This window comes from Pseudomonas sp. AK-TSAG1-1 (genome assembly GCF_056821665.1).
Map to the genome: position 1 here is coordinate 984,493 of NZ_CM165965.1, position 15,787 is coordinate 1,000,279.

Below are 15,787 nucleotides of genomic sequence, written 5' to 3' on the forward strand. Positions count from 1 at the left end.
CGTCAGAGAGATCCTTGATGATCCAGATCCATCTTCCATTCTTACGATCAGCGAGAACGCCATGACCGAATTAACTCAAGAACAACGCCACGAACAAGCGCTGGAAAAGTACAAGCTCGATGCGCCCCAACTGCTGGAAGAGATCAAGGATCTCAGTCCCGATGATCAGAAAGACCAGATCCAGTGGGCGTTCGAAGACGAAGCCGAAGCCCAGGGCCTGCAACCATGGGAGTTGACGCTCAAGTACACCAGCACCCCTGAAGAGTTCGAGGCGCAGCGTCTGATACTGCACAAGGAGGCGGCCGAAGTATTGGGTGTCGAGTGGGAAGAGTACTGCGAGATGAACAATCTGGTGGTCTGAAACAAAAACGCCAGCCTCAACCGGGCTGGCGTTTTTTATTGCGTGACGGCCTCAGAGGCTCAGGCGCATCGACAGGTCCACCGCCTTCACATCCTTGGTCATCGCGCCAATCGAGATGTAATCCACCCCGGTTTCGGCGATCGGCAACAGCGTGCTTTCGTTGATCCCGCCGCTGGCCTCCAGTTTGGCCTTGCCGCCGTTCAGGCGTACGGCTTCGCGCATGTCGTCCAGGCTCAATTCATCGAGCATGATGATGTCGGCACCGGCAGCCAGCGCTTCCTTCAGCTCTTGCAGGCTTTCCACTTCGACTTCCACCGGTTTGCCCGGCGCGATCTTGTGCGCGGCGGCGATGGCCTGCGCGATGCCACCGCTGGCGGCAATGTGGTTTTCCTTGATCAGGAACGCGTCGTAGAGGCCGATGCGGTGGTTGTGGCAACCGCCGCAGGTCACTGCGTATTTCTGCGCCAGACGCAGGCCCGGCAGGGTCTTGCGGGTATCCAGCAACTTGACCTGAGTCTGCGCCACGAAGTCTGCCAGGTACTGCGCACGCGTTGCCACGCCGGACAGCAGTTGCAGGAAGTTCAGCGCACTGCGCTCGCCGGTCAGCAGCGAACGGGCCGGACCTTCCAGATGAAACAGCGGCTGGTTGGGTTTGACCCGTTCACCGTCACGCACCTGCCAATGCACCGCAACACGCGGATCGAGTTGACGAAAAACAGTGTCGACCCAGGCCGTACCGCAGATGACGGCGTCATCGCGGGTGATGATGGTGGCTTTGGCCAGACGTTCGGCGGGGATCAGTTGCGCGGTTATGTCGCCGCTGCCGACGTCTTCGAGCAACGCACGGCGCACGTTGGCTTCGATTTCGGCGGTCAAATCGGCGAGACGTAGATTCGGCATAACGGGCTCCACAAACTAAGTGCGCCGATTATAGGGGTATGGCAGGAGCCAACCCAAGGCGAGAACGCGCGTGCGTGACTGCATCTGGTCGATTTTCCGTGAGCAATGCAGCGTTATTTGTGGTCACTGGAAGGTGTTGCAGGCATAGGGGAAACCCTGACGCCTCTGGCGCCCAGGGCAGGTTTTGCAAGATAATCCGCCTTGCATTTGACGTCATAGGTTTGACGTCTACGATGGCCAGTAACATTGAGACCTGTGGGGGCGGGCTTGCTCGCGAATGCGGCGTGGCATTCACCAATAGTGTTGCTGACAGATCGATTTCGCGAGCAAGCCCGCTCTCACAGGGATTTGTGTCGACCAGTAGAATCACCGTTTCAGGAGGCTTGGATGCACAAAGACGGGAATGTAGTGCCTTTGCACAAGGCCGCTACCGATCAGGCGAATCACTCGCCGCTCGCCCGCCTGCCTGTGATTCTGCTTCAGGTCCGCGACAAGGCTGCCCAGCAACTGCGTCATGGTTTGCAGGAGTTGTTCGATAACGCCGACGACACCCTGTTCGAGATGGCCGACCGGGCGCGCAACGACGTCGAACAGAACATCTTTTTCGAAGCCATGCGCGACCTGCGCCTGAAGCGTAAAAACATCGAGCGCGGTTTTCTCGAGCAATTCTTCGAAGCCTTTGTCGGCCTCATTCAATACGACGTCGGACAGCCCGCACTGCCCGATACGCTGATGTTCGAGGAATCGGCACCGCGTACCGACGACATGGAGCGCAGCGTGGCGGTCGAGACCATGGTCGGCCGGGTGCTCAAGCGTGACCGCTTTGCCCTCGATCAACTGACGGCGCGGCTTAACGCGCTGCTCGGCAAACACATCGACGATCAGCACAACCCGCTCGGCCCGATGATGCTCTGCGAGTATTTTCTGCAGGCCGGTCGTAACCTGGGCGTGGAGATCAAGGTCAAGCTGATCCTGCTCAAGCTGTTCGAGCGCTATGTGCTGGCCGACACCGAGCAGTTGTACGCCGAGGCCAATCAATTGCTGATCGCTACCGGCGTGTTGCCCGAGCTGCAGCCGCCTCCGGCGCGGCGGGCTATCGAGCGTGCTGCGGCCAGTATCAGCAGCGAAGAAAGCGATGAGCCTGCGCCCGCCGACGAAGGTGTGCAGGAAGTCTTCGCCGCGTTGCAGGAGCTGCTCTTGCATGTGCGTGGCAGCGTCGCGCCGACCCTGGAGCCGAGCGTTGCGACGCAACCGATCAGCACCCGCGACCTGCTGCGCCTGCTTTCGCACCTGCAGCAATATGTCCCGGCGCTGACGGCGCAGGACGACTTCGATCTGCGCAATCAGCTTGAGCAGTTGCTGACGCGGGTCAGCGTCAGGAGCGGCAAGTCGCGCATCGTCGACGGCGCCGACGAGGACGTGATAAATCTGATTGCGATGGTCTTCGATTGCATCCTCGAGGACCGCAACCTGCCTGATTCGCTCAAGGCATTGATCGCCCGTCTGCAGATTCCAATGCTCAAGGTGGCGGTGCTCGACAAAAGCTTTTTCAGCCGCAGCAGCCATCCGGCGCGACGCCTGCTCAATGAAATCGCCGATGCGGCCATGAGCTGGGGCGACTGCAGCGGTGAGGCGCGAGACAGCCTGTACCTGCGCATCGAGCAAGTGGTGCAGCGCTTGCTGAGCGATTTTGTCGACGATCCGGCGATTTTCTCCGAATTGCTCGCCGACTTCCTGGCCTTCACCGGCGATGAGCGTCGACGCAGTGAATTGCTTGAGCAGCGTTTGCGTGATGCCGAAGAGGGCCGGGCGAAAACCGAACTGGCGCGCCAGCGAGTCGAACAGGCGTTGAATCAGGTGCTGCTGGGTAAAATCCTGCCGCCGGCGGTGGTGACGTTCGCGCGCGATGCCTGGAGCAAGGTGTTGCTGCTGACGTGCCTCAAGCATGGCGATCAGTCCGCTGAATGGCAGGCAGATGTGCAGACCATGGAGCACTTGATCTGGAGCGTTCAACGGCATGACGAGGCGGACGCGGGCCTGCGTTTGCTGGCGCTGGTGCCGGGGTTGCTCAAGTCACTGCGTGACGGCCTGAGCAGTTCGGCGTTCGATCCGTTTGCCACCAGCGAATTTTTCAGCGAGCTCGAAGCGTTGCATGTGCGGGTACTTGAACCCGCTGCCGAGCAGGCCCCGACCGACGCAGCGACGTTGGTCGAGGTATCGCAGCACATTGTCCTGCGAACCGCCGACGAAGGCTCGAGCAGCCTGAATCCGACAGGCCTTGCCCATGATGACGCTGGGCTGCGTCAAGTGGAGCAATTGCGCCTGGGCAGTTGGGTCGCGTTCCAGGAGGACGACGAGCACAGTCTGCGCTGCAAGCTGGCGGCCATCATTGAAACCACCGGCAAATACGTATTCGTCGACCGCACCGGGATGAAAGTGCTGGAGCGCAGCCGCGTCGACCTGGCCATGGAGTTCCGCCGCGGCGCGGTGCGGGCGCTGGACGACACCTTGCTGTTCGACCGGGCGCTGGAGTCGGTGCTTGGCAATCTGCGGCGACTCAATCGCGGCAAGTGATCGCGCGCCGGGGGCCGATCACGGCATACTGGGCGTCAACACAGTCGGCGTTGAAGGAATCGGTATGCAGTTGGATCCCGCTAGCGGGTGGTGTCACGGGGTGCAGGTCTGCCCATCGCCCAACTTCAATGAACGCCCTGCGGGCGAAATTTCCCTGTTGGTGATCCACAACATCAGCCTGCCGCCGGCGCAGTTCGCCACCGGCAAGGTGCAGGAATTTTTCCAGAACCGTCTGGATGTCACCGAGCATCCGTACTTTGCAGGGATCGCCGACTTGCGCGTCTCCGCGCATTTTCTGATCGAACGTGACGGCAAGGTCACCCAGTTTGTCTCCTGTCTTGAACGGGCGTGGCATGCTGGCGTGTCGATTTTCGAAGGCCGCGAAACCTGTAACGATTTTTCCGTGGGCATTGAGCTCGAAGGCACCGATGATCTGCCATTTACCGATGCGCAGTATCAAGCGTTGACCACGCTGACCCGTCAGCTGCAAGGCGCATTTCCGGCTATCACCGGCGCTCGTATCTGCGGGCACAGCGACATCGCACCCGGGCGCAAGACCGATCCTGGCCCGGCATTCGACTGGGCGCGTTACCGCGCAGCCCTGGCACAAGAGGAAGGACAATGAGTTTTCTGGTGTTACTGCTGGCGGTCTGGATCGAGAAATTCTCGGCCCTGCGCCATCGGGTTCAACGCGATGGCGGATGGATCCGCGAACTGCACAAACTCGAAACCAGCGAGCGTTTGGCCAAGCGGCCATGGCTGGTGCTGACCATTCTGGTGTTGCTGCCGGTGGCGCTGCTCGCCTTGCTGCTGCTGGTCCTGGAGCCGGTTGCTTACGGTTTGCTGGCCTTGCCGGTGCACGTGCTGGTGGTGATTTACGCCCTAGGCCGGGGTGATCTGCTGGGTGGGCTTGGGCCGTTTCGTGATGCTTGGCGCCGCGAAGACCTGCAAGCCGCCGCGCATGTGGCCAAGCGTGATCTGGATATCTGCGCCGACAGCGGCGAGCAGTTGCTGGATCGGGTCCAGGGTCATCTGCTGTGGGAGGCCTATCAGAGCTTCTTCGCGGTGATTTTCTGGTATTTCGTGCTCGGTCCGGTGGCGGCGCTGGCTTATCGCTTGCTGGCGCTGGCACAAGAGTACGGCCAGAATCCGGCGCTGGTGGAAAGAGCGGGGCAGCTGCGCCACGCCTTCGACTGGGTGCCGGTGCGCTTGCTCGCTGCCAGTCTGGCTCTGGTCGGCAACTTCGTTGCGGTCAGCCGGGTGATGTTGCATGAGCTGCTGAACTGGAACATCAGTGCTGCGCAACTGATCAACAAGGTCGGGCTGGCCGCCGGTGAGATCCCGCCGCCAGTGGTCGGGCCTGAAGGCATCAACACCCTCGATTGCCTGTGGGAACTGCTGCTGCGCGCGGCAGTGTTGTGGTATGCCGGATTTGCCTTGTGGACAGTGCTGGTTCACTGATTCCTTCAATGAAGTGCATTGTGCAGAGGGGCTTGCCCCCTCTGCGCAGGTGTATGGCCCGCGCCGCGTAGCCGTTAACCTTAAGTTACAAAACCTCCCCTCGATTTGAGCTATACAGAGACAGCGCCCGATAGTGGCTATCTGCTGTCGTCCTGCGCCTGCCAATAAAAACAAGAAAAGCCAAGGGAGACTTCCAGTGAAGAGCTTGCTCTATCCCGCCGTCTCGCTGATGAACCGTCTGAGCTTCGGCATGAAGTTCAGCCTGATCAGCGTGCTGTTCCTGGTGCCAATGCTGGTGACCAATTTCTATCTGGTGCGCGATTCCTATCGCGAATTCCAGGGCACCCGGGTCGAGTTGCAGAGCCTCGATCTGTTGGGCAGCAGCCTGACCCTGCGCCGGGATCTGGAAACCCTCAATAACCGGGTGCAGATCAACGTCATCCTCGGCCAGTCCGGCAAGGCCGACGATCTCGAGTCGCAGATCAACAGCCTGGAACAAACCGTCCTTTCACGTCTGCAAAGCCTGAAGGCGACGACCGAGGATCCCGAGCAGATCAAGGTTTTTGACGGCAAACGCGATGAAATGATCAGCGCGTTCAAGGCCCAGCAGGCGGAAAACTCGCTGCAAAGCAAAAGCGCTATGATCGGCAAGCTGCTCGGCAACGCGCAGATCTTCAGCCAGATCATCGCCAGTCAAGCCGGTCTGAGCCGTGACAATCAGGGCGACATCCGTCAGCTCAGCGAGCTGGTCACCACCATTACCCCCGCTGTGACCCAGACTCTCGGTGAAGGCCGGGCCATCGGTTCCTATTCGTTGGGCCAGGGCTTTCTCAACAGTTCGTCGAGCACCCGGTTTGACGAGTTGCTGGCACAGATCGAAAAGCTCCAGGCCGAATACGCGCTGAAACTGCAGGATGCCCTCGATTCCAGCAAAGCTGCGCGCGCAGGCCTCAGTGCGCAGGCCGACAGCAGCAAGGCTTCGCTCAAACAGGCCAGTGAACTGTTTGAAGAGAAAGTCGTGGTGGCTGAAACCCTCGATACTCCATGGCAAGCGTTCTACGACCAGGTCACCGGGCTGATGGAGAAGACTTATCAGCTCAATGACGCGACCCTGAAGTTTCTCGATACTCAACTGCAGCAGCGCCTGGCGCAGAACCGCACGCACATGGTCCTGCAGGCCGTGGCGTTGTCGGTGGTGTTCGTGCTGATTTTCTATCTCTACGGTGGTTTCTACGCGTCGACCCGCACCACGCTCAAGCGTCTGGGCGCCATGATGGACAAGGTCGCGGCCGGTGACATGACGGTCAATTTCGTCGCCCACAGTCGTGATGAACTGGGCGAGTTGGGCGAGGTGTTCAACGGCACCGTGAGAAAGATCCACGATCTGATCGAGCGGGTCGGCCACACCGTGGGTGAAGTCGAGCGTCAGGCCGGGCAGGTGGAGAACGTCTCCGCGCAAAGCAATCAGGCCGTGGCCGGACAGCGCACGCAGATCGAGCAAGTGGCCACCGCGATGAACCAGATGTCGGCGACCTCGCTGGAAGTGGCGCGCAGCGCGGCGGCAGCGGTGAGCAGCGCGCACAGCGTCAATGACGAAACCATCAGTGGCCGCACACTGGTGGAATCGCAGCAGGGCAGCATTGCCGCGCTCGCCAGCGAGATCGATCAGTCAGTGCTGGTGATCAACCAGTTAGCCAGTGACAGCCAGTCGATCAGCCGTGTATTGGAAGTGATCAAGAGCATCGCCGAGCAAACCAACCTGCTGGCGCTCAATGCGGCCATCGAAGCGGCCCGCGCCGGTGAGCAGGGCCGGGGGTTCGCTGTGGTGGCGGACGAGGTGCGTACCCTGGCCAAGCGCACCCAGCAATCGACTGAAGAAATCGAGCAGATGATCGCCAAGCTGCACGGTGGCGTCGGTGCTGCGGTCAAGGCCATGGGCGTCAGCCATCAGATGGCCAACGGCACGGTCGGGCAGTCGGAAAAGGTTCAGCAGGCGCTGGAAAATATCCTGGGTGCGGTGGGCATGATCGTCGATCAGAACCAGCAGATCGCCGCTGCCGTTGAGCAACAGACCGCTGTGGCGCACGATATCGACCAGAACATCGTCGAGATCAACCGCGCCGGCGAGCGTACGGCCCATGGCGCGCATCAGACTGAGGACGCCAGCCGGGCGCTGTCGGCGCAGGTGGTGGAGCTCAAGCAACTGATCAGCGCCTTCCGCGTCTGAGTTGCCTCCTGTGGGAGCGAGCCTGCTCGCGAATGCGATCTGTCGCAGGCACCGTTGTCGGCCGATACACCGCTATTGCGAGCAGGCTCACGCCTGCAAGGGCGGTAATGTCAGAACATTTTGTAATGCTTTGATACTTACGCTTGTAAGCCAAATCCTGTTTTCTTTCGGCGGCTGGCGTTTCGTCATTAATGAGCCAGTATCCCAGTTCCGATGATTGCGTCGAGGAGGCCGCTCATGTCCGTTGCAACCCTGGGAGTCCAGGGCCGTTGTGCTCATTGCCAGACCACGCAACTGCTCAAACCGTGGCAACTCAATGCCATTGCAATCAATGAACCGTTCACCTGCGCGCACTGCCAGAAAAGCCTGGAGCTGCGCTGCCCGAAACAGATCAAGCGCTTCAAGTCCCTCGATTCGCTGGGACTGTTGCGCTTCAGTGCGTCGGTAACGGTGTGCACCGCGTTACTGGTGGCGCTGGTCATGGAGTGGATCGGATTGCTCAGCGTGACTGAACAGCTGAATGCCTCGCTGATCGTGCTTTTCGTGTACTTCGCGCTGCTGCGTTTTGTTCACCATCGCCAGCACATGACCTTGGTCCTCGACACCGCCAAGGCCCACGCCGACTGATTACCAGCCGAACACTTCGCCGCAGTTGGCCGTGCTGGCTGCCGCCAGTTGCTCTGCACTGATATTCATCAACTCGGCCAGTGCCGCGCAGATCGCCGGCAAGTGAGCGGGGCTGTTGCGCTGGCCAGGGAACATCGCCGGAGCCATGTCCGGCGAGTCGGTTTCCAGCACGATCGAATCCAGCGGCAGATCCACTAATACCCGATGCATGCGCAGCGCTTGTGGCCAGGTCGGCGCACCGCCCAAGCCCAGTTTGAAACCGAGTCTGATGTATTCCCGTGCCTCTTCACGGCTGCCGGCGAAGGCGTGGATGATGCCGGCGCGTTTGAGTTTGTAGCGCTTGAGTGTGGCGATCACCGCGGCGTGGCTGCGGCGTACGTGGATCAGCGCTGGCAGATCGAAATCCGCCGCCAGTTGCAGCTGCGCGTCGAACAGCGCCTGCTGGCGCTCGCGGTCGAGGGTTTCGATGAAGTAATCCAGGCCGATCTCGCCCACCGCACACAACTGCCGATGGCCGCGCAGGCGGGTCAACCAGTCGCCCAGCGTGGTCAGATCCTGCGCACGATGCTGATTGAGGTACACCGGGTGCAGACCGAATGCCGCGTACAACTCGGCATCGCTCTGCACGAGATCCCACACCCGTTGCCAGTTGCCCTCATAGACCCCCAGCACCACCATCCGCCGCACCCCCAGGGCGCGGCTTTCGACGAGCAACGCCGAGCGATCGGCATCGAAGTCGGGGAAGTCGAGGTGGGTGTGGCTGTCGATCAGCTCCACGGCTCAGTCCCGGTGAATGCGCTGCTTGAACGTACGGGCGATGGCCTGCACGCCAGGTTTGTATTCGGATTGCTCGACGGCGGCCAGCGCCAGTTCCAGCGCCTTGTCGGCGATCAACTGGTGCTGCTGGGCCATGGCGTTGACCGGCAACGGCAGGAAGTCCAGCAACTGCGTGTCACCGAAGGTGCCGAGACGCAGCGGCCGGGATTTGAGCGGGAAATCATGCAGCGCATCGAACACACCCTGCAGCAACACGTAGGAGGTGGTCACCAGTGCGTCCGGCAAATGCCCCAGACGCTGCAGGAGTTCTTCCATCAACTGCTTGCCGCATTCACGGCTGAAGGACTCGGCGTGTTCGACCAGCACTTCGCCTTTGAAGTCGACGAGGGCCTGTTTGAACCCGGCTGCACGTTCCTGGCTGATGCTCAGTTCCGGGCGCGCGCCCAGCAGCACGATCTGCTTGGGCTGCGGGTCGAGCAGGCTCTGGGTCAGGTGCAGGCTGGCTTCGCGGTCATCGCTGATCACCGAGCAGAAATGCTCAGGCTCCATGACCCGGTCGATGGCGATGATCGGCAAGCCCTTGGCCTGCAACTGGCGGTAGCTGTCATCACCGGCCGGCAGGCAACTGGCAACGATCAGCGCATCGCAACGGCGGGCGCGGAACAGTTGCAGCAACTGGCGTTCGCTGTCCGGGGCATCATCGGAGCTGGCGATCAGCAACTGATAGCCGCGCGCACGTGCGCCTTGCTCCAGCAGTTTGGCGATTCGCGCGTAACTGGGGTTTTCCAGATCCGGCAGAATAAAGCCTAACGTGCGCGTGTGCCGACTGCGCAGTCCGGCCGCTTGCGGGTTGGGTGTGAAGCCGTGCTGTTCGACGACCGCACGCACCCGCTCGACCGTGGCGTTGCTGATGCGCTGCTGTTCGGCCTTGCCGTTGATGACGTAGCTGGCGGTGGTCACGGACACTCCGGCCAACCGCGCGATATCACTGAGTTTCAACCCGGTATTTCCTTGTTTTTTCGAGCTAGCCCCGACATTTTCGCCAATCCTACCCGATTAGGGCAGACGACTATTGTCGCAGCGCATCCGACAAGTTGGACTTCAAGGATGAGACATTATCGAGTAACGTGCCGATCAATCTAGATTAAACGTTTCAGCAAGCGTATTTTCTACGTTTTAGACGCCTTTGGCCGGTTCTGCCGTGAAACCGCCAAAACTGCCCCTGAAAAGGATGGCCCACAGCGCCTAAGCTGCAAACAATTCAAAACAATACCTGGCGTCATCAGGCGCCAAAAAGGAGATCGCATGCTCGAGCTCACTATAGAGCAGATATCCATGGGCCAGTCGGCTGTGGATAAACCCGCCGCCCTGCAATTGCTCGCCAATCATCTGGTGGCCGATGGTCTGGTTGCCGATGGCTACCTCGCCGGCTTGCAGGCCCGGGAAGCCCAGGGCTCGACCTTTCTCGGTCAAGGTATTGCCATCCCCCACGGCACTCCGGAAACCCGTGATCAGGTATTCGCCACCGGCGTGCGCCTGATGCAGTTTCCCGAGGGCGTGGATTGGGGGGATGGGCAGATCGTTTATCTGGCGATCGGCATCGCGGCCAAATCCGACGAACACCTGCGCCTGCTGCAACTGCTGACCCGCGCCCTCGGCGAGACCGATCTGGGCCAGGCCCTGCGTCGCGCCAGCTCCCCTGAGGCACTGCTGAAACTGCTGCAAGGCGCACCGCAGGAGTTGGCGCTCGATGCGCAGATGATTGGCCTCGGTGTGTCGGCTGACGATTTCGAAGAGCTGGTCTGGCGTGGCGCGCGTCTGTTGCGTCAGGCCGATTGTGTGAGCAACGGCTTTGCCGCTGTGTTGCAGCAAGTCGAAGCGTTGCCGCTGGGCGATGGCCTGTGGTGGCTGCACAGCGAGCAGACCGTGAAGCGTCCGGGCCTGGCGTTCGTCACCCCGGACAAACCGATGCGCTACCTCGGCCAGCCGCTCAGCGGTCTGTTCTGCCTGGCCAGTCTCGGTGAAGCGCATCAGGCGCTGCTCGAACGTCTGTGCGCGTTGCTGATTGAAGGTCGCGGCCATGAATTGGGCCGCGCCACCAGCAGCCGCAAAGTCCTCGAAGTGCTCGGCGGTGAACTGCCGGCCGACTGGCCGAGCGCCCGTATTGCACTGGCCAACGCGCACGGTCTGCACGCGCGCCCGGCGAAGATCCTCGCGCAACTGGCGAAGAGTTTTGACGGCGAAATTCGCCTGCGCATCGTCGACGGCCAGGACAGCGCCGTGTCGGTGAAGAGCCTGAGCAAGCTGCTCAGCCTCGGTGCCCGTCGTGGTCAGGTGTTGGAATTGATCGCCGAACCGAGCATCGCCGCCGACGCCTTGCCGGCCCTGCTGGCCGCTATCGAAGAAGGCCTCGGTGAAGAAGTCGAGCCGTTGCCAGCGGTGAGCCAGCCGCGCGAAGTCATTGCCGATATCGCCGAAGTGCTGGTCGCCCCGGCGTCCGGCGCGCAGTTGCAGGCGATTCCTGCCGCGCCGGGCATCGCTATCGGGCCTGCGCATATTCAGGTGCAGCAAACCCTCGATTATCCGTTGCGCGGCGACTCCGCCGCCATCGAACGCGAGCGCCTCAAGCAAGCGCTGAGCGATGTGCGCAGCGACATTCAGGGTTTGATCGAACGCAGTAAAGCCAAAGCCATCCGCGAGATTTTCATCACCCATCAGGAAATGCTCGACGACCCGGAGCTCACCGACGAAGTCGACACTCGCCTCAAGCAGGGCGAGAGCGCCGAAGCCGCGTGGATGGCGGTGATCGAGGCAGCGGCCAGACAACAGGAATCGCTGCAGGACGCGTTGCTCGCTGAACGGGCGGCAGACCTGCGTGACATCGGTCGCCGGGTGCTGGCGCAACTCTGCGGTGTGCAGACGCCGAGCGAACCGGAGCAACCGTACATTCTGGTGATGGACGAAGTCGGGCCATCGGACGTTGCACGGCTCGATCCGGCGCGTGTGGCGGGGATTCTTACCGCTCGTGGTGGCGCCACGGCGCACAGTGCAATCGTCGCGCGTGCCCTCGGGATTCCGGCGCTGGTGGGCGCCGGCGCGGCGGTGTTACTGCTGAAGTCGGGCACGCCGTTGCTGCTCGACGGCCAGCGCGGTCGCCTGCACGTCGACGCCGATGCCGCGACCCTGCAGCGCGCCGCCGAAGAACGCGACACCCGCGAGCAGCGCCTCAAGGCTGCCGCCGAACAACGTCATCAACCGGCGCACACCACTGACGGTCACGCCGTTGAGGTGTTCGCCAACATCGGTGAAAGCGCCGGTGTCACCGCGGCGGTGGAGCAGGGCGCCGAAGGCATTGGTCTGCTGCGCACCGAGCTGATTTTCATGGCGCACCCGCAGGCGCCGGACGAAGCGACTCAGGAAGCCGAATACCGCCGCGTCCTTGACGGCCTCGCCGGGCGGCCGCTGGTGGTGCGTACGCTGGATGTGGGCGGCGACAAGCCGCTGCCGTATTGGCCGATCGCCAAGGAAGAAAACCCGTTCCTCGGTGTGCGCGGCATTCGCCTCACGTTGCAGCGTCCGCAGATCATGGAGGCGCAACTGCGCGCCTTGCTGCGTTCGGCGGACAACCGTCCATTGCGCATCATGTTCCCCATGGTCGGCAGCGTTGAAGAGTGGCGTCAGGCCCGCGACATGACTGAGCGTCTGCGTGTGGAAATTCCGGTCGCTGATCTGCAACTGGGGATCATGATCGAAGTGCCTTCCGCCGCGTTGCTGGCGCCGGTACTGGCCAAGGAAGTCGACTTCTTCAGCGTCGGTACCAACGACCTGACCCAATACACCCTGGCCATCGATCGGGGGCACCCGACGCTCTCGGCTCAGGCCGATGGCCTGCACCCGGCGGTGCTGCAACTGATCGACATCACCGTGCGCGCCGCGCATGCACATGGCAAATGGGTCGGCGTGTGCGGCGAACTGGCGGCGGACCCGCTGGCAGTGCCGGTGCTGGTCGGCCTCGGCGTCGATGAGCTGAGTGTGTCCGGGCGCAGCATCGCCGAGGTCAAGGCACGCATCCGCGAACTCAGCCTGACCCAGGCGCAAACCCTTGCTCAACAAGCCCTCACCGTGGGCAGCGCGAACGAAGTGCGTGCATTAGTGGAGGCCCTGTAATGGCCAAGATTCTCACCCTGACCCTCAACCCGGCGCTGGACCTCACGGTCGAGCTGCCACGTCTGGAGGCCGGTCAGGTCAACCGCAGCGACGAGATGCACACCCATGCCGCCGGCAAGGGCGTGAACGTTGCGCAGGTGTTGGCTGACCTCGGGCATCAACTGACGGTCAGTGGCTTTCTCGGCGAAGACAATCTGCAGGCGTTCGAAACCCTGTTCGCCCGGCGCGGCTTTGTCGACGCGTTCATCCGTGTGCCGGGGGAGACGCGCAGCAACATCAAAGTCGCCGAGCGCGACGGCCGCATCACCGACATCAACGGCCCGGGGCCAATGGTCGACGCGGCGGCGCAGCAGGCGTTGCTCGAGCGTCTGGTACAGATTGCACCGGGGCATGACGCGGTGGTGGTCGCCGGCAGTTTGCCGCGTGGCGTCACGGCGCAGTGGTTGCGCGAACTGATCGAACGGCTGAACGGGCTCGGCATGAAAGTCGCCCTCGACAGCAGCGGTGAAGCCTTGCGCGCAGCCATTGAAGCGCGCCCGTGGCTGATCAAGCCGAACACCGAAGAACTCGCCGATGCGCTCGATTGCGATGTGGTTTCGCACGCCGCCGAAGCGCAGGCAGCGGCGTGCCTGCATGCCAAGGGTATCGAGCATGTGGTGATTTCCCACGGCGCTGACGGTGTGAACTGGTTCAGCGTCGGTTCGGCGCTGCATGCCACGCCGCCCAAGGTCGCGGTCGCCAGTACGGTGGGTGCCGGTGACTCGTTGCTGGCCGGCATGCTCCACGGTTTGCTCAGTGCCGACACGCCCGAGCAAACCTTGCGCAGCGCCACGGCGATTGCCGCGATGGCGGTGACGCAGATTGGTTTCGGCATCAACGACGCCGCGCAACTGGCGCAGCTCGAACAGGGCGTACGCGTGCGTCCCCTGACAGAACAATAAGAGGGTTTGTCATGAAGTTAGCCATTGTCACGGCCTGCCCGAACGGCATGGTCACCAGTGTGCTGTGCGCCCGTCTGCTCGACGCCGCGGCTCAGCGTCAGGGCTGGAGCACCAGCGTCGAGGTGGTGGATGCGGCGCACCCTGAACGTGAACTGTCAGCCGCCACCATCGCCGCGGCGGAGTGGGTGTTGCTGGTGACCACCGGCGACGTCGACATGACGCGTTTTGTCGGCAAGCGGGTGTTCCGTATTGCCCCGGCGCAGGCGCTGCAGGACATCGACGCGGTGCTGCGCCGTGGTGCTGAAGAGGCGCAAGTATACGTTGCCACCAACGCCGCCCCGGCAGCCGCTGCACAACGTGCGCCGCGCATCGTTGCGATCACTGCGTGCCCGACCGGTGTCGCCCACACCTTCATGGCCGCCGAAGCGTTGCAGCAAACCGCCAAGCGTCTGGGCTATGAACTGCACGTCGAAACCCAAGGCTCGGTCGGCGCGAAAACCCCGCTCAGCGCGACGGCGATTGCCGAGGCCGATGTGGTGTTGCTGGCGGCGGATATCGAAGTCGCCACCGAACGTTTCGCCGGCAAGAAAATCTATCGCTGCGGCACCAGCATTGCGTTGAAGCAGTCTGAAGCGACGCTGAAAAAAGCCCTCGCCGAAGCTCAGGTGGAGAGCGCGGCGAATGACGGCAAGGCGCCGGCCAGGCAAGAGAAAACCGGGGTCTACAAACACCTGCTGACCGGGGTGTCGTTCATGCTGCCGATGGTGGTGGCCGGTGGTTTGATGATCGCGTTGTCGTTCGTCTTCGGCATTACCGCGTTCAAGGAAGAGGGCACGCTGGCGGCGGCGCTGATGCAGATCGGCGGCGAGACTGCGTTCAAGCTGATGGTGCCGTTGTTGGCCGGTTACATTGCCTACTCGATTGCGGACCGTCCGGGCCTGGCGCCGGGGATGATCGGCGGCTTGCTCGCGAGCACGTTGGGCGCCGGCTTCATCGGCGGTATCGTCGCCGGGTTTATCGCCGGGTATGCGGCCAGGCTGATCAGTCGTTACGTGGCATTGCCGCAGAGCCTCGAAGCGCTGAAACCGATCCTGATCATCCCGTTGTTCGCCAGCCTGATCACCGGGCTGGTGATGATTTACGTGGTGGGCAAACCGGTCGCCGGCATGCTCGCGGCGCTCACGCATTTCCTCGACAGCATGGGCACCACTAACGCGATCCTGCTCGGCGTGTTGCTCGGCGGCATGATGTGCGTCGACCTCGGCGGGCCGATCAACAAGGCGGCGTATGCGTTCTCGGTGGGGCTACTGGCGTCGCAGAGTTACGCGCCGATGGCCGCGACCATGGCCGCCGGGATGGTGCCGCCGATCGGGCTGGGCATCGCCACCTTCATCGCCCGGCGCAAGTTCGCCCAGACCGAGCGCGAGGCCGGTAAAGCGGCGCTGGTGCTGGGACTGTGCTTCATCTCCGAAGGGGCGATTCCGTTTGCCGCCAAAGACCCGTTGCGGGTGATCCCGGCGAGCATCGCCGGTGGTGCGTTGACCGGGGCGTTGTCGATGTACTTCGGCTGCAAACTGATGGCGCCACACGGTGGTCTGTTTGTGCTGGCGATTCCGAATGCGATCAATCATGCGTTGTTGTATCTGCTGGCGATTGTGGCGGGGAGTCTGTTGACGGCGGTGGTTTACGCGACAGTCAAACGCCCGGAAGCCGTGGAACTGGCGATGGAACCTGCCAAAGCCTGACACCGAT

Annotated in this window: 12 protein-coding genes; 9 read left to right on the plus strand and 3 right to left on the minus strand. The window is 62.1% G+C overall.

The genetic code is table 11. The features are described from left to right. Window positions 1-61: 61 nt before the first annotated feature. Window positions 62-361, plus strand: coding sequence for a DUF6388 family protein (locus AC1UK9_RS04415; protein WP_473014451.1), 300 nt, complete (start codon window positions 62-64; stop codon window positions 359-361). Window positions 362-412: 51 nt separating this feature from the next. Here AC1UK9_RS04415 and nadC read toward each other — a convergent pair whose 3' ends face one another. Then, the gene (nadC, locus tag AC1UK9_RS04420) at window positions 413-1,261 is read right to left on the minus strand and encodes a carboxylating nicotinate-nucleotide diphosphorylase (RefSeq protein WP_025110448.1); all 849 of its coding nucleotides are present in this window, start codon (window positions 1,259-1,261) and stop codon (window positions 413-415) included. A gap of 387 nt (window positions 1,262-1,648) precedes the next feature. On the opposite strand from nadC, the gene AC1UK9_RS04425 reads away from it, so the two are divergent. The 5 genes from AC1UK9_RS04425 to AC1UK9_RS04445 all read left to right on the plus strand — a co-directional run bounded on the left by AC1UK9_RS04425 (window position 1,649) and on the right by AC1UK9_RS04445 (window position 8,150). Then, window positions 1,649-3,835 (plus strand): DUF1631 domain-containing protein, encoded by a 2,187-nt coding sequence (locus AC1UK9_RS04425; RefSeq protein WP_482579581.1) that lies wholly within the window; start codon window positions 1,649-1,651, stop codon window positions 3,833-3,835. A 64-nt stretch (window positions 3,836-3,899) separates the two neighbouring features. After that, entirely contained in the window at window positions 3,900-4,460 is a 561-nt protein-coding gene (ampD, locus tag AC1UK9_RS04430; protein WP_473015964.1) for a 1,6-anhydro-N-acetylmuramyl-L-alanine amidase AmpD, read from the plus strand. Further along, window positions 4,457-5,296 carry a regulatory signaling modulator protein AmpE gene (ampE, locus tag AC1UK9_RS04435; RefSeq protein WP_482579582.1) on the plus strand — a complete coding sequence of 280 codons (840 nt, stop codon included), beginning with the start codon at window positions 4,457-4,459 and terminating at the stop codon, window positions 5,294-5,296. The genes ampD and ampE overlap by 4 nt, the downstream gene beginning before the upstream one ends. Before the next feature lie 1,522 nt (window positions 5,297-6,818). Further along, window positions 6,819-7,523: a methyl-accepting chemotaxis protein gene (locus AC1UK9_RS04440; RefSeq protein ID WP_482580451.1), complete on the plus strand. Its 705-nt coding sequence runs from the start codon at window positions 6,819-6,821 to the stop codon at window positions 7,521-7,523. Window positions 7,524-7,760: 237 nt separating this feature from the next. Beyond that, a complete protein-coding gene (locus tag AC1UK9_RS04445; protein ID WP_025110443.1) occupies window positions 7,761-8,150 on the plus strand; it encodes a hypothetical protein in 390 nt (129 codons plus the stop codon). Here the strand turns inward: AC1UK9_RS04445 and AC1UK9_RS04450 are convergent, their stop codons facing one another. Together AC1UK9_RS04450 and cra are read right to left on the minus strand one after the other, a co-directional pair. Then, complete coding sequence (locus AC1UK9_RS04450) at window positions 8,151-8,927, minus strand: TatD family hydrolase (protein ID WP_482579583.1); 777 nt, start codon at window positions 8,925-8,927, stop codon at window positions 8,151-8,153. Window positions 8,928-8,930: 3 nt separating this feature from the next. Further along, complete coding sequence (gene cra, locus AC1UK9_RS04455; RefSeq protein WP_025110441.1) at window positions 8,931-9,926, minus strand: catabolite repressor/activator; 996 nt, start codon at window positions 9,924-9,926, stop codon at window positions 8,931-8,933. A gap of 306 nt (window positions 9,927-10,232) precedes the next feature. Here cra and ptsP point away from each other — a divergent pair, with 306 nt between their 5' ends. Genes ptsP through AC1UK9_RS04470 form a run of 3 tightly spaced genes read left to right on the plus strand, consistent with a single transcriptional unit; the run spans window position 10,233 to window position 15,780 of the window. Continuing rightward, window positions 10,233-13,094: a phosphoenolpyruvate--protein phosphotransferase gene (ptsP, locus tag AC1UK9_RS04460; RefSeq protein ID WP_482579584.1), complete on the plus strand. Its 2,862-nt coding sequence runs from the start codon at window positions 10,233-10,235 to the stop codon at window positions 13,092-13,094. Further along, window positions 13,094-14,035, plus strand: a complete 942-nt coding sequence (gene pfkB / locus AC1UK9_RS04465) for a 1-phosphofructokinase (protein ID WP_482579585.1) — start codon at window positions 13,094-13,096, stop codon at window positions 14,033-14,035. The genes ptsP and pfkB overlap by 1 nt, the downstream gene beginning before the upstream one ends. 11 nt (window positions 14,036-14,046) lie before the next feature. Then, window positions 14,047-15,780, plus strand: coding sequence for a PTS fructose-like transporter subunit IIB (locus AC1UK9_RS04470; protein WP_482579586.1), 1,734 nt, complete (start codon window positions 14,047-14,049; stop codon window positions 15,778-15,780). Window positions 15,781-15,787: the final 7 nt, after the last annotated feature.

Excerpts from the sequence above, each read along its gene's own strand:
- AC1UK9_RS04415 (WP_473014451.1), top strand. The coding sequence starts at position 62 with ATGACCGAATTAACTCAAGAACAACGCCACGAACAAGCGCTGGAAAAG.
- nadC (WP_025110448.1), bottom strand. The coding sequence starts at position 1,261 with ATGCCGAATCTACGTCTCGCCGATTTGACCGCCGAAATCGAAGCCAAC.
- AC1UK9_RS04425 (WP_482579581.1), top strand. The coding sequence starts at position 1,649 with ATGCACAAAGACGGGAATGTAGTGCCTTTGCACAAGGCCGCTACCGAT.
- ampD (WP_473015964.1), top strand. The coding sequence starts at position 3,900 with ATGCAGTTGGATCCCGCTAGCGGGTGGTGTCACGGGGTGCAGGTCTGC.
- ampE (WP_482579582.1), top strand. The coding sequence starts at position 4,457 with ATGAGTTTTCTGGTGTTACTGCTGGCGGTCTGGATCGAGAAATTCTCG.
- AC1UK9_RS04440 (WP_482580451.1), top strand. The coding sequence starts at position 6,819 with ATGTCGGCGACCTCGCTGGAAGTGGCGCGCAGCGCGGCGGCAGCGGTG.
- AC1UK9_RS04445 (WP_025110443.1), top strand. The coding sequence starts at position 7,761 with ATGTCCGTTGCAACCCTGGGAGTCCAGGGCCGTTGTGCTCATTGCCAG.
- ptsP (WP_482579584.1), top strand. The coding sequence starts at position 10,233 with ATGCTCGAGCTCACTATAGAGCAGATATCCATGGGCCAGTCGGCTGTG.
- pfkB (WP_482579585.1), top strand. The coding sequence starts at position 13,094 with ATGGCCAAGATTCTCACCCTGACCCTCAACCCGGCGCTGGACCTCACG.
- AC1UK9_RS04470 (WP_482579586.1), top strand. The coding sequence starts at position 14,047 with ATGAAGTTAGCCATTGTCACGGCCTGCCCGAACGGCATGGTCACCAGT.